Origin of the sequence: Alkalithermobacter paradoxus, from assembly GCA_002029295.1 — a bacterium.
Taxonomy (GTDB): Bacteria; Bacillota; Clostridia; order Peptostreptococcales; family Peptostreptococcaceae; genus Alkalithermobacter; species Alkalithermobacter paradoxus.
The window spans coordinates 162,515-176,034 of record MZGW01000001.1 but is presented as its reverse complement, the minus strand read 5'-3'; the positions used below and the strand labels follow the sequence as shown (position 1 = coordinate 176,034).

The following is a 13,520-nucleotide window of genomic DNA, read 5'->3' as shown; positions in this document are numbered from 1 at the left end:
AATTTAATTATTCTATATTTTGTATTTGTTCTCTTATTTTTTCAAGTTCGCTTTTTATTTCTACAACTAGTTCTGTTATTCTTAAATTCGAGGATTTAGATCCTATAGTATTTACTTCTCTATTGATTTCCTGTATAAGAAAATCTATTTTCTTTCCAATAACATCATTTTTGTGGATAGTTTTCATCATCTGATTTATGTGACTTTTAAATCTAACTATTTCTTCAGTTATACTGCTTTTATCAGCAAATATAGCTACTTCTTGCGATAATCTATTTTCATCTAATGTAAGATCGTCATCCATTAGTTCTTTTATTCTATTTTTTAATTTTTCCTTGTATTCAACAACTACATTATATGAACATTTCTCTATTTCATCAATATAGTTTTTTATAAGATTACATCTATCTTCAATATCATTTGCAAGCTTTTTACCTTCTAAAGTTCTCATCTCTACCAATTTCTCTAGTGATTCTTTTAATGCATAATGTAAAACTTCCCAAATCTCATCCTCATCACTTTGATTTTCTTGAACCTTTATTACATCTTGAAATTTAGATATAGCTAATACTGATATGTCATCATGTACATTCAACTGTGTTTTTATTTGATTTAGTACATTATAATACTCTTTAGCTAAACTTAGATCTAATGTCAAGTTTACATCTGCTTCCTTTAGAAATTCCATCTTGACAAATAAATCTACTCTTCCTCTTTTAACATAATCTTTAACCATAATTCTTATTTTATCTTCTAAAAAAGATATTTTTCTTGGAAGTTTTATGTTTATATCTGTATACTTATGATTTATAGTTTTTGTTTCAACAGTAAAATAAAATTTGTCTGTTTTATTTTCTCCTCTTCCAAATCCAGTCATGCTAATAGCCATCTAAATACCCTCCAATATACCTTCACATATTTTAACTGCAGGTCCTTGCATATAAACTATATCATCAATAATTTCTATAAAAAGTTTTCCACCTTCTGATACAACATTTACTTTATTAGATGTCTTTCCTAGATAATTTGCTATAAATGCTGATGCACTAATTCCCGTTCCACATGCTAATGTATATCCACATCCTCTTTCCCATGTTGAAACTACTATATTTTCTTCATCTATTACTTTAACAAAATTTACATTCGTATTTTGTGGAAATATATTATGCTTCTCTATTAATTCTCCATATTTTAATACTTGATCTTTATTTATCTCATCTACAAACACTACAGTATGAGGAACTCCTAATAGTACTGTAGATATGTTAATTTTTTTATTATCTACAATTATATCTTCATTTATGAATTTTTCCTTATTAGTATCTACAGGAATATGTTTTGGATTAAAGTTTGGCTTTCCTATATTGACTTTTACACTATCTACCATTCCATTTAGTATGTTCAATCTTATCTGTTGTGTTCCAGCTAGTGTCTCTACGTCAAAGTTTTCCTTATCAACTATATTATTTTCATAAGCAAATTTAGCAAAGCATCTTATTCCATTTCCACACATCTTTGCTTGGCTACCATCACAGTTGTAATACAGCATTTTACAATCGTAATCATCTGATTTTTTTATAATTAAAAGTCCGTCTGCACCAACTCCAAAATGTCTATGACATACTTTCTTTGCAAGATATGAATAATCATTAACTTTATTTTCTCTATCATCTATTACTATAAAATCATTTCCTGCTCCGTGCAGTTTCCAAAACTTCATAATAACTCCTCCCTATTATCATAGATTATATACACTATATGCATAAAAATAAATTAAAAGATGTGTAAATGTTACATTTTTTTAATATTTGTATACTAATTCTATATAAGATATACTATGATTAAGTATAATTGACTTAATAATGAAGGGAATGAAATTTATGGCATTAGATGGAATAGTTATTTATTCTTTAGTCGATGAACTTTCTTCTAAGTTAATCGGTGGTAAAATAGATAAAGTATATCAACCAGAAGATGACGAATTAATGCTACATATAAGAAGTGACAAAACTAACTATAAATTACTTTTAAGTGCTAATAGCTCTAATCCTAGATTATACATATCTTCCACTCACTCTAAGGAAAATCCTATTAGTGCTCCATTATTTTGTATGATTTTAAGAAAGCATATTCAAAATGGTAGAATTGTCAATATAAGTCAGCCTAACTTTGAAAGAATTATAAAAATAACGGTAGAATCATTAGATGAGCTTAAAAATATAAAAACAAAAGATATCATTATAGAGATAATGGGCAAACACAGTAATATAATACTAGTTGATAAAAAAGAAAATAAGATAATAGATTCCATAAAAAGAATTCCTATTAATGTAAATACATATAGAGAAATTCTTCCTGGCAAAAAGTATATATATCCTCCTAGTCAAGATAAGCTAAATCCACTTGAAGATATATCCCTAAGTTATTTCAAAGATATTTTGTATAAAAACAATAATGCTGTATTTAAATCTATATACTCTTCATTTGTAGGGGTAAGCCCTTCTATAGCAAAAGAAGTATGCTTTAGAGCTTGTATTGACGAAAATAGCATCACTACATCTTTAGATAGTTCTCAAATTGAGAATCTATTTGAATCTTTCAGAAGAATGTTTGGACAAATAAAGAATAATATTTTTTATCCTTGTATAGTTATAGATAAGAGAATTGACAAAGTTATTGATTTTAGCTGCATAAAACTTCATATGTATAGTGATTATTCTTTTATTAAAAATGAAAGTATAAGCTTTATCCTTGAACAGTACTATTATAAAAAGGACGCAAAAGAAAGAATTCACCAAAAATCTCAAGACCTTAGAAAAAGTGTTTCTACTAAATTAGATAGACTTTATAATAAGCTCAAAAAACAAAGCGAGGAACTTAACGAATCTAAAAATGCATATATTTACAAAACTTACGGAGAATTAATTACATCTTATATATATATGATAAAAAAAGGAATGGAAGAAATAGAAGTGATTAATTTCTACGACGAAGAAGGATCAACTGTGAATATAAAACTTGATAAATCACTAACTCCTTCTGAAAATGCACAAAGATACTTTAAAAAATATTCTAAGCTTAAGAATGCAGAAATCGAAATAAGCGAGCAAATAGATATAACTTCACAAGAAATTGAATATCTAGAGAATATACTTCTTAATATAGGAAATTGTGAAAATACTATAGAGCTAGAAGAAATCAAAGAAGAACTAATAAAACACGGATATGCTAAAAGAAGAAAAGATTTTAAATCTAAGGATAAAGCCAAACCTAAGTCTGAGCCTTATGAATTTGTATCTTGTGATGGATTTAAAATATACGTTGGAAAAAACAACAAACAAAATGATTATTTGACTTTCAAGATAGGATCTAACGAAGATATATGGCTTCATACAAAGGATATACCAGGATCTCACGTTATAATAAAAAGTGATGGAAAAAGCGTTCCAGACTCTACATTGCTTGAAGGAGCTGTGCTTGCTGCTTATTTTAGCAAAGGTAGAATGTCTTCAAAGGTTCCTGTAGATTACACACCACGAAAAAACGTAAAAAAACCTAGTGGTTCAAAACCTGGAATGGTCATATATGAAAATAATAACACTATATATGTAACTCCTTGCGAGGAAATTTTTACTAAAATAAAAAACAGATAAATAGAAATGGAGAAAAATTGTAATTTTTCTCCATTTTCTACCAAACAAGATCAGTTACGTTAACTATAAAATTCTCAACTTCAATCGTCCTTATAAACCTATTTTTTTCAAGAATGTATAAATATTCTTCTATTAGATTTGAAAATTTGCTTCCCTTATGCTTATCTATTACATCCCTATAGTGTTTTATTATTTCTTCTTTATATTTTAAGTTAGAGTAATCATATACAGGGTTTTTATCTAGTCCTCCTATATATGCTCTTAAGTACAAGTTATTTAGATGCATTACTATCCTATTTTTGTCAGAGTCTTCATGTTCTTTGATATATTTCTCAGTATTTATTATTCTTTTAACTAAATCATCTAAGTCTATCAATATTTCCCCCTCTTGAGCATAAGGCATATTTACTTCTTCTTTCATTATACTTAGATAATCTCTAAGCTTTTGAGAAACATTTGAGTGGAACTTTTCGTATATCAAAGGATAATTTGTTGATATAACATACGCTAGGCCATATTCTTCTTCATAATACTCATTATTATCATGTTCTTCACATGTATCACTATGCTCATGCCCTTCTTCTATCAATAAAATAATATATCCACCATCTAATATTTCACTTAATATATTTTCTATATCTTTTTCTTTAATATTTGTAAGAGTATTTAAATCGTCTAAAGAATACTTTTGAAGATATTCGTACGTTCTTTCTTCATTAAGTAAATTTTCATATTCTGAGATATAATTATGTTGAGATTTTAATAATTTATCTACTGCATTGTCAAAATCAGATTGAGATAATTTTTGATTATTTTCTTCTAAAAATTCAATTATTTCTCTAGGTATATCAATACTATCTAACTTATCTTTGTAATCGGAATCTATATTTTGTGAGCATCCCGTTAGTAAGATTAATAGTATTATTAATATTTTTTTCATTTTAACCATTCCTCGCTTCAATTTATATGAAGCATTTTAACATACTTTACAATGTATTGTACATTAAAAAGTATAATGCATACACGAGACTGATTTTTTATTTTAGGTTTTAACTTATATATGCTATAATATATATTCGGGAAATATTTAAATGATTTGGAGGATATATTCTATGATAAGTACACAAAATCTTTCGCTGAGATTTGGGAAAAGAGCTTTATTTGAAGATGTTAATATAAAGTTTACTCCTGGAAACTGTTATGGACTTATTGGTGCTAACGGTGCTGGAAAATCTACTTTCTTAAAGATATTATCTGGAGAAATTGAACCAAGTACTGGAGAAGTTGTAATAGAACCAGGTAAAAGACTAGCTGTTCTTAAGCAAAATCACTTTGAATTCGATGAATTTGAAGTATTAAAGACGGTTATAATGGGTCACAAAAGACTTTACGATATTATGGAAGAAAAAGATGCATTATACCTAAAACCTGATTTTTCAGAAGAAGATGGAATAAGAGCAGCTGAACTTGAGGGAGAATTTGCTGAACTTAATGGATGGGATGCTGAAGCAGATGCTGCTGCACTTTTAATAGGTCTTGGAATACCTAGAGAATTTCACGATAAGCTAATGAGGGATATGGATTCTAATCTAAAAGTTAGAGTTTTGTTAGCTCAAGCTTTATTCGGAAATCCTGACATATTATTACTTGATGAGCCTACTAACCACCTTGACATGGAATCTGTTAAATGGCTTGAGAACTTCTTAGCTAACTATCAAAATACTGTAATAGTAGTATCACATGATAGACATTTCTTAAATCAAGTTTGTACGCATATAGCAGATATTGATTTTTCTAAGATACAAGTATATGTTGGTAACTACGATTTCTGGTACGAGTCTAGCCAACTTGCTTTAAAACTTGCAAAAGAAGCTAATAAGAAGAAGGAAGAAAAAATAAAAGAACTTCAAAGCTTTATAGCTAGATTTAGCTCTAATGCATCTAAGGCAAAACAAGCAACTTCTCGTAAAAAAATGTTAGATAAAATATCTCTTGATGATATAAAGCCTTCATCAAGAAAGTACCCTTTTGTTCACTTTAAGCCTGAAAGAGAAGCTGGAAACATACTTCTTGAAATTAATGGTTTAAGCAAAACTGTTGAGGGTGAAAAGGTGCTAGATAATGTAACTTTCACAGTTAATAAAGGAGATAAAATAGCATTTGTTGGGCCAAATGAACTTGCTAAAACAACTCTATTTAAAATACTAATGAATGAACTTGAAGCTGATAGTGGTGAATATACATGGGGAGTAACAACTTCTCAAGCATACTTCCCTAAAGATAATAGCGAATACTTTAATACTGACTTAAATCTAGTTGATTGGCTTCGTCAATTCTCTGTTGAAAAAGAGGAAACTTTCATTAGAGGGTTCTTAGGTAGAATGTTATTCTCTGGTGAAGAAACTCAAAAGAAAGCTAGCGTATTATCTGGAGGAGAAAAAGTTAGATGTATGCTTTCTAAAATGATGCTTAGTGGTGCTAATGTTCTAATATTAGACGAGCCTACTAACCACTTAGATCTTGAATCTATTACTGCTTTAAATAATGGACTTATTGATTTTTCAGGAACTATTTTATTCGTATCTCACGACCACCAATTTGTTCAGACTATAGCTAATAGAATAATTGAAATTACTCCAAATGGAGTTATTGATAGATACATGACTTTCGATGAGTATCTAGAAAATGAAGATATCAAAAAGCTTCGTGAATCTATGTATTAAAAAAGAGGAGATTAATTCTCCTCTTTATCTATTTATTAATTTATTTAATATAATTCCGATTATTGCAGCTAAACTAAGTCCTGTTATTTTTACAGTTGATGTTATAGGTATGCCTATAGACAATCCAAAGTTTGATGATAACCCTACAAACAGTATAACTCCCATAATTATAATGTTTTTGATATCTAAGTTAACTTCACTATTTTTTATAGTCTTTATTCCTATCAAAGAAATCATCGAAAATAACATCAAGCTTATTCCACCCATAACTGGTACTGGTATTGTTTGTAAGAACGTACCTACCTTATTTATACATCCAAGTATTATTGCAAGAACTGCTGTTATTCTAAGTATAGATGGATCATACGCCTTTGTTATCGCAAGAACACCAGTATTTTCTCCGTAAGTTGTATTCGCAGGCCCACCTAAAAATCCAGCCATCATAGTTGCTAGACCATCACCAAGTAAAGTTCTATTTAATCCTGGATTTTCTATGAAGTCTTTTCCAACTACAGCTCCATTCGTTGTTATATCTCCTATATGCTCCATAAATACTGCTAAAACCACTGGTGATATTATGGCTATAGCCCCTATATCAAATTTTGGAGCATTTAAATTTGGCATTGAAAACCACATTGCTTCTCTAACGATAGTATTATCTACAATTCCCATAGTTACAGAAACTGCATAACCTAATACAACAGCTGTTAATATAGAAAGTTGTTTTAAGAATCCTTTTCCTAGGAAATTAATACTTAAAGCTGTAACAAGTGTTATCGATGCAACTAGGTAGTTATTAGACGCCATATTGAAAGCTACAGGAACAAGGTTTAGGCCTATAACAACAATCATAGGACCTGTAACTTGTGCAGGAAAGTATCCTTTTATTTTGTCTATACCAAATTTTCTAACCAAGAAAGACATTATCATATATAAAATTCCAGCTACAACAATTCCTCCTTGTGCATATGATAAATCTCCATTATATAATTCTTTTACAGTTAATATTACTGGTATAAATGCAAAACTTGATCCTAAAAATACTGGCACTACCCCTTTTGTTACAAAGTGAAATATTAAAGTTCCAACTCCTGCACTAATTAAAGCTACAGATGGATCAAATCCTGTTAATATAGGTACTAATACTGTTGCACCAAACATTGCAACTAAATGCTGCATTCCTAAGAATATTTTTTTGATAGTTTGAATTGAATGTGAAAGGTTTTGTTTAGAATTGCTTAAAGATAAGTCTAGAGCTTTTTGTGACATAATAATACCTCCTTTTTATTTTTGTAAGGAGGGAGAAATTAAATTCTCCCTTTTTCAGCCTCGCTGGACTGAATTAAAAGGTCAAAACACATTATTTTATTTTTCATTTATAGAAACATAATTTTGACCATCAACTTCATATAACTTAACACTTATTACTTCTTCTTTAGATGTTGGTACATTTTTTCCTACATAATCTGCTCTTATAGGTAACTCTCTATGTCCTCTATCTATAAGTACTGCTAGTTGTATAGCTTTAGGTCTTCCTATGTCTACAAGAGCATCCATAGCAGCTCTTACAGTTCTTCCTGTATATAAAACATCGTCAACTAATACTACTATCTTGTCATTTATATCAAAGTCAACTTTAGTTCCATTTATAATAGGGTCATTCTGTGATTTACTTAAATCATCTCTATATAAAGTAATATCAACTTCTCCTACTTTTATGTCTTTACTTTCTATCATCTTTATTTTCTTGCCTATTTCGTTTGCAATCGGAACTCCTCTTGTCTTTATTCCTATTAATACAACATCATCTATTCCTTTGTTCTTTTCTATGATTTCATGACTTATTCTAGTTACAGCTCTCATCATAGCTTTCTCATCCATTATTTGTGCTTTTTCTTTCATTTGTTCACCTCCGTAAAAAAGTCTTTCTTTGAAAGATTTTAAAGGTAGACTTTTTTAAAATTCATAACAAAAATTATAAAAAAGACTTCTTGCAAGGCAGCAAGAAGTCGTGTAAACACCTTATATAACACATCCCTTGCTAGCCTCTCTGGACTATATTTAAAAGGTTATATCTAAACTTATTATAATAATCCTATCATACTTTTATTATCTAATCAATAGCATTTAATATTTTTTTAAAATAATCTGGCAAATCTGATGTAAATTCCATATACTCCTTAGTTGTTGGATGTATAAATCCTAATGTTCTTGCATGTAGCATTTGTCCATTTAAATTAAACTTTGTATTTTTAGGTCCGTATACAGGGTCTCCTAAAAGAGGATGTTTTATATATGACATATGAACTCTTATCTGATGAGTTCTCCCTGTTTCTAGTGTAGCTTCTACATGTGTATATTTTTCGAACCTTTCTATTACTTTAAAGTGAGTTATTGCTTCTTTTCCTCCATTAACTACAGCCATTTTTAATCTATCTACTGGATTTCTTCCTATAGGAGCATTAACAGTTATTTTATCTTCTTTAAGCACTCCATAACATATCATCTCATATTTTCTAGTTATACTATGTTCCTTTAACTGAGATGCTAAAAAGTTATGAGCCACATTATTCTTTGCTATCATAAGTAATCCTGACGTATCTTTATCTATCCTGTGAACTATACCAGGTCTTATAACACCATTTATTGATGATAGCTTATCTTTGCAAATATATAAAAGAGCATTTACAAGTGTTCCTGAATAATTGCCTGGTGCTGGATGTACAACCATTCCTTGTGGCTTATTAACTACTATCACATCATCATCTTCGTAAACTATATCTACATGTATATTTTCCGGCTCTATCTTAAGCAATTTAGGCTCCGGAATATTTATTTTTATGTTGTCGTCTTCTTTAACTAGATAACTAGATTTTTCGATTTTTTCATTTACATTTACTAATTTATCTTTTATTAATCTTTGGATGTATGATCTTGACATCTCTCCAAGTTCATTTGATAAAAATACATCTAGTCTTAAACCTTCCTCTTCATCTGAGACAATAAATTCTCTTATATCCATTTGTTCCTCCTAATCCTTGCTAGTTATAATTACATATCCAAGCAATACCGCTCCTATTACCACACATATATCAGCAATGTTAAAGACAGGCCATACCCTAAAGTCGAAAAAGTCTACTACAAATCCTAATCTTACTCTATCAATCAAATTTCCTATAGCACCTGATATTATTAGTATAAATGATATTTTTGTTATATTATCTAAATTTTTATTGCTAAGCATATAGTATATTATGTATCCTATAACACATGCTGTTATTATTACTAAAAATGTAGTTTTTCCTTGAAATATCCCAAATGCTGCTCCTCTATTTTCCACATAAGTAAGATGAAAAATATTCTCAATAACAGGAATTGACCCAATCTCCGATAGATCTTTCAATGCCCATATTTTAGTTATCTGGTCTAACAAAATCAATAATAAGATATATACAATTTTCACAAAATTACCCCCTAATATTAATGTCATAAATAGAATTATATCATAAAAAATAAAACTACCCAATTGGATAGTTTTAAAAATCGTCTTCTACTGCATCATTTTCTTCATTTCTATTTATATCAGCTAAATCCTCTAATATATCACTGTAGAATAAATCTCTTTTGTCTAGCAGCTCCTCTTCTACAGGCCTGTAGTCATCGTTTTTGAGGTTTGAGTACTCTTTAGCGCAATTAGAACATAAAGATGCTTCTGGTATTATGTCTAATCTTTCTTCTTCTATATGTTTTGAGCAATGATCACAAATTCCATATGTACCGTCATATACTCTACTTATTGCCCTTTCTATTTCATACAATCTATGCTTTTCATTATCTTTGAGATTCATATTCATCTCTGTCATAAAAACTTCAGTTCCAAAGTCTGCTGGGTGATTATCATAAGAAGAAAGCTCTCCTGTGCATTCCCTTTCATTAGCTCTGTCACCTTCATCATTATAAACTGAATTATCACCCATTTCTTGAACTAAGTGTATTATTCTATCTTTTTCTTTTAAGAGAGTGTCTTTATAATTCTTTAGTTTTATACTATCCATACTTTCCTCCTATCTGTAGTTTTCAATTATATCAAGAAGTCTAGCTATAAATTCTCCTATCAAAGGTAAATTCACCCAGCTTCTTAGTATGTAAAATAACACTGCTGCAAGAACTGTAAGTCCTATAGCTGTTCCAAGTCCTCTGGCAAGTCCAGCTACCAAATTTATAACAATTAGTCTTTTAGGGTTACTTACCAAATCAGCGTAATCTCTTATTCTACTTTTCTCTATTATCCAAGACAGTTCTTCTATTTTTTTTTCTAGTGTATCTAATTTATCTTCTTTCAATTTTAACTTCCCCCTGATTTAAAATTTATCATATAAAATATTATGTCTAAAATTTAAATTAAAATACAAAAATAAGCCCTGTTTTACAAAACAGAGCTTATTTTATATAGTTTTTTATATATATTTTCTTTCAACAAAGCCTACTTTTTTATAAACTTTTCTCAATGTCTTTCTAGCAGCTTTTTCTGCTTTATCAGCTCCTTGAGCATATATACTTTCTAGGTAATCTTTGTTTTTTAATAAATCTTCATATTTTTCTCTAACAGGTCTTAAGCTTTCTACAACAACTTCTGCTAAGTCGTTCTTGAAATCTCCATATCCTCTTCCTTCGTACATTAGTTCAATTTCACTTATAGACTTTCCTGAAAGATTAGAGTATATTCCAATTAAGTTTTTTATTCCTGGTTGTTCATCTCGGTATTTCACTTCATTTAACGAATCTGTTACTGCTCTTTTTATTTTCTTAGATATAACATCGCTATCTTCAACTAGACCTATATATGCATTTACATTTTCATCTGACTTTGACATCTTCTTTGTAGGGTCTTGAAGGCTCATTATCCTTGCTCCTACTTTTCCTATGTATGGTTCTGGGACTTTGAATGTATCACTATATCTATTATTGAATCTTTGAGCTAAGTTTCTTGCAAGCTCTAAGTGTTGTTTTTGATCCTCTCCTACAGGAACAAGATCTGTTTGATAAAGTAATATATCTGAAGCCATAAGCACTGGATATGTAAATAATCCTGCATTTAAATTAGCTTCATTTTTAGAAGACTTTTCTTTAAACTGAGTCATTCTATTAAGTTCGCCCATATAGCACATACTATTTAATATCCAAGCAAGTTCTGTATGTGCACTTACATGAGATTGAATAAATATAGTATTTTTCTGAGGATCAAGTCCACTTGCTATGTACTGTGCTAACACTTCTAGTGAGTTTTTTCTTAAGTTTTTAGGTTCTTGTGGAACCGTTATAGCATGTAAATCTACTATACAGTAGTAACAATTGTAATCTTCTTGAAGAGCTACCCAGTTTTTAAGTGCTCCTATATAATTTCCAAGTGTTAAGTTCCCTGATGGTTGTGCTCCGCTAAAAATAATCTTTTTTTCGCTCATAATAATCCTCCTTATAAATCATATATAATTATACATTAGTAACAATTTTTTTTCAAAATTAATTATTTAATTTTATAATACATTACGCAGTTTTGTGAAAAAATATAATCAAGAAAGAAAAAGGAGGTTTTTTTATGGAGTGGAAAAAAGGTAGAGTAGAGTTTGACGATGGTACTGTTTATCCTGCCGAGTTTTTGATGAGGGGAGACGGTAAGGTTTGGAATGTTAAAGTTTATAAAGATGGTAAAGTAGTAAAAGAAATTGATGCAGATTGCTTTGCTAATAACTTAGGTAAGTCAGTTGAGGATGTGTATCCTTATAAATACCATATAGATTAATACTTGCCCCTACTAATAGGGGCTTATATTATTTTAAATATATCTTGACCTTATTTTAAAAATATTATAACCTTTATAATAGGGTATGTATTTTTATATGCTCAATAATATTATAGGAGTGTTTGTATGTCAAATAAGTTTGAAATTAATAGTATTGTTACAGGAAAAATTATCGATATTAAGCCTTTCGGTGCGTTCGTTGCTCTAGATGAAGAAACTAAAGGACTTGTCCATATTTCTCAGGTTTCTCATGGTTTTGTAAAAGATATAAATGAGCATCTTACAATTGGCCAAGAAGTGAAGGTTAAGATATTATCTATAGATGAGTCTACTGGCAAGATATCTCTTTCTATTAGAGATGCAAATCCAGAGTCTAAACGCCCTGAACGTAAACCATATGTTAAACACCAAGATCAACCAAAACATCAAAACAACAGCAATAATAATAACACTAACAACAATGTTTGTCTTGAAGATAAGCTTAAAGAATGGTTAAAGCAGTCAAACGAGCGTCAAGCCGATTTAAATAAACGTAATAATAGAAAATAACATAAAACAGAAATTATAAGTTATCCACAATTCAAAGGTTTATAATTTCCTATTCATTATAAAAAAGAGCTGTTAAGCTCTTTTATTTTATGTTTTTTAGCATATTAAGGACTATATCTTTTGAGTTCTTAGCAGCATGATTTACAAATTCGCTGTAATTTACATGTGCACTTCCATCTGCTTTATCTGACATAGCTCTTATTACTACAAAAGGAACTTTATTTACATAACATGTATGTCCAATTGCTGCCCCTTCCATTTCTGTAGAGTATGCACCTAAATTGGAAACTAGCTTCTCTTTAAGTTCTTTGCTACTTACAAATACATCTCCCGAAACTATTCTCCCTTTTAATATCTTATGATTTCTTACAGTCTCCATACCTGAATTGTATGCAGCTTCTATTAGCTTATCGTCTGCTTTAAATATAGAAGTTTCCATTCTAGGTATCTCACCCATTTTATAGTCAAGTATTGTTACGTCAAAATCATGATGCATTGTGTCTGTAGATATAACTATATCAAGTACATCAAGTTGATCATGAAGTGCTCCAGCAACTCCTGTGTTTATAACCCCTTCAACATCAAATTCACTTATAAGTATTTGTGTACATAATGCTGCATTTACTTTTCCTATTCCACATCTTACAAGAACAACTTCTTTATTTTCTATAGTTCCAATATTAAATTCAAGCCCCGCTTTTTTTACAACATCCTTAATGTTCATATGCTCTTTCAGGATATCTACTTCTTCGTCCATAGCTCCTATTATACCTATTCTATTCATTTTCTTTCCTC

At 29.6% G+C, this 13,520-nt stretch carries 15 protein-coding genes; 4 read left to right on the top strand and 11 right to left on the bottom strand.

From position 1 onward, the window contains the following. Positions 1-7 precede the first annotated feature (7 nt). Both CLOTH_RS00910 and dapF read right to left on the bottom strand, forming a co-directional pair. A complete protein-coding gene (locus CLOTH_RS00910) occupies positions 8-889 on the bottom strand; it encodes a YicC/YloC family endoribonuclease (protein ID WP_079410283.1) in 882 nt (293 codons plus the stop codon). Further along, positions 890-1,720, bottom strand: coding sequence for a diaminopimelate epimerase (dapF, locus tag CLOTH_RS00905; protein WP_079410281.1), 831 nt, complete (start codon positions 1,718-1,720; stop codon positions 890-892). 160 nt (positions 1,721-1,880) lie between these two features. Between dapF and CLOTH_RS00900 the strand changes: the two genes are divergently transcribed. Further along, positions 1,881-3,653, top strand: a complete 1,773-nt coding sequence (locus CLOTH_RS00900; RefSeq protein WP_079410279.1) for an Rqc2 family fibronectin-binding protein — start codon at positions 1,881-1,883, stop codon at positions 3,651-3,653. Positions 3,654-3,690: 37 nt separating this feature from the next. Here the strand turns inward: CLOTH_RS00900 and CLOTH_RS00895 are convergent, their stop codons facing one another. After that, positions 3,691-4,593 (bottom strand): hypothetical protein, encoded by a 903-nt coding sequence (locus CLOTH_RS00895; RefSeq protein WP_079410277.1) that lies wholly within the window; start codon positions 4,591-4,593, stop codon positions 3,691-3,693. Positions 4,594-4,765: 172 nt separating this feature from the next. On the opposite strand from CLOTH_RS00895, the gene CLOTH_RS00890 reads away from it, so the two are divergent. Next, the gene (locus tag CLOTH_RS00890; RefSeq protein ID WP_079410275.1) at positions 4,766-6,376 is read left to right on the top strand and encodes an ABC-F family ATP-binding cassette domain-containing protein; all 1,611 of its coding nucleotides are present in this window, start codon (positions 4,766-4,768) and stop codon (positions 6,374-6,376) included. 24 nt (positions 6,377-6,400) lie between these two features. Here CLOTH_RS00890 and CLOTH_RS00885 read toward each other — a convergent pair whose 3' ends face one another. From CLOTH_RS00885 to trpS, 7 genes are all read right to left on the bottom strand, one after another. Continuing rightward, positions 6,401-7,576: a uracil-xanthine permease family protein gene (locus CLOTH_RS00885; protein WP_334293159.1), complete on the bottom strand. Its 1,176-nt coding sequence runs from the start codon at positions 7,574-7,576 to the stop codon at positions 6,401-6,403. A gap of 165 nt (positions 7,577-7,741) precedes the next feature. After that, a complete protein-coding gene (gene pyrR / locus CLOTH_RS00880) occupies positions 7,742-8,278 on the bottom strand; it encodes a bifunctional pyr operon transcriptional regulator/uracil phosphoribosyltransferase PyrR (RefSeq protein ID WP_079410271.1) in 537 nt (178 codons plus the stop codon). A 211-nt stretch (positions 8,279-8,489) separates the two neighbouring features. After that, a complete protein-coding gene (locus CLOTH_RS00875; protein ID WP_079410269.1) occupies positions 8,490-9,398 on the bottom strand; it encodes an RluA family pseudouridine synthase in 909 nt (302 codons plus the stop codon). 9 nt (positions 9,399-9,407) lie between these two features. Then, positions 9,408-9,839: a signal peptidase II gene (gene lspA, locus CLOTH_RS00870; protein ID WP_079410267.1), complete on the bottom strand. Its 432-nt coding sequence runs from the start codon at positions 9,837-9,839 to the stop codon at positions 9,408-9,410. 73 nt (positions 9,840-9,912) lie between these two features. After that, positions 9,913-10,431, bottom strand: coding sequence for a TraR/DksA C4-type zinc finger protein (locus CLOTH_RS00865; protein WP_079410265.1), 519 nt, complete (start codon positions 10,429-10,431; stop codon positions 9,913-9,915). 9 nt (positions 10,432-10,440) lie between these two features. Continuing rightward, entirely contained in the window at positions 10,441-10,719 is a 279-nt protein-coding gene (locus CLOTH_RS00860) for a DUF5665 domain-containing protein (RefSeq protein ID WP_079410263.1), read from the bottom strand. 114 nt (positions 10,720-10,833) lie between these two features. Beyond that, positions 10,834-11,838, bottom strand: a complete 1,005-nt coding sequence (gene trpS / locus CLOTH_RS00855; protein WP_079410260.1) for a tryptophan--tRNA ligase — start codon at positions 11,836-11,838, stop codon at positions 10,834-10,836. A 134-nt stretch (positions 11,839-11,972) separates the two neighbouring features. Between trpS and CLOTH_RS00850 the strand changes: the two genes are divergently transcribed. Then, positions 11,973-12,176 (top strand): hypothetical protein, encoded by a 204-nt coding sequence (locus tag CLOTH_RS00850; RefSeq protein ID WP_079410258.1) that lies wholly within the window; start codon positions 11,973-11,975, stop codon positions 12,174-12,176. A 126-nt stretch (positions 12,177-12,302) separates the two neighbouring features. Continuing rightward, positions 12,303-12,725, top strand: coding sequence for a S1 domain-containing post-transcriptional regulator GSP13 (gene yugI, locus CLOTH_RS00845; protein ID WP_079410256.1), 423 nt, complete (start codon positions 12,303-12,305; stop codon positions 12,723-12,725). An 82-nt stretch (positions 12,726-12,807) separates the two neighbouring features. Here the strand turns inward: yugI and CLOTH_RS00840 are convergent, their stop codons facing one another. Next, positions 12,808-13,509: a 5'-methylthioadenosine/adenosylhomocysteine nucleosidase gene (locus CLOTH_RS00840; RefSeq protein ID WP_079410254.1), complete on the bottom strand. Its 702-nt coding sequence runs from the start codon at positions 13,507-13,509 to the stop codon at positions 12,808-12,810. Positions 13,510-13,520 lie beyond the last annotated feature (11 nt).

Coding starts and splice junctions, on each gene's coding strand:
- CLOTH_RS00910 (WP_079410283.1), bottom strand. CDS start 889: ATGGCTATTAGCATGACTGGATTTGGAAGAGGAGAAAATAAAACAGAC.
- dapF (WP_079410281.1), bottom strand. CDS start 1,720: ATGAAGTTTTGGAAACTGCACGGAGCAGGAAATGATTTTATAGTAATA.
- CLOTH_RS00900 (WP_079410279.1), top strand. CDS start 1,881: ATGGCATTAGATGGAATAGTTATTTATTCTTTAGTCGATGAACTTTCT.
- CLOTH_RS00895 (WP_079410277.1), bottom strand. CDS start 4,593: ATGAAAAAAATATTAATAATACTATTAATCTTACTAACGGGATGCTCA.
- CLOTH_RS00890 (WP_079410275.1), top strand. CDS start 4,766: ATGATAAGTACACAAAATCTTTCGCTGAGATTTGGGAAAAGAGCTTTA.
- pyrR (WP_079410271.1), bottom strand. CDS start 8,278: ATGAAAGAAAAAGCACAAATAATGGATGAGAAAGCTATGATGAGAGCT.
- CLOTH_RS00875 (WP_079410269.1), bottom strand. CDS start 9,398: ATGGATATAAGAGAATTTATTGTCTCAGATGAAGAGGAAGGTTTAAGA.
- CLOTH_RS00865 (WP_079410265.1), bottom strand. CDS start 10,431: ATGGATAGTATAAAACTAAAGAATTATAAAGACACTCTCTTAAAAGAA.
- trpS (WP_079410260.1), bottom strand. CDS start 11,838: ATGAGCGAAAAAAAGATTATTTTTAGCGGAGCACAACCATCAGGGAAC.
- CLOTH_RS00850 (WP_079410258.1), top strand. CDS start 11,973: ATGGAGTGGAAAAAAGGTAGAGTAGAGTTTGACGATGGTACTGTTTAT.
- yugI (WP_079410256.1), top strand. CDS start 12,303: ATGTCAAATAAGTTTGAAATTAATAGTATTGTTACAGGAAAAATTATC.
- CLOTH_RS00840 (WP_079410254.1), bottom strand. CDS start 13,509: ATGAATAGAATAGGTATAATAGGAGCTATGGACGAAGAAGTAGATATC.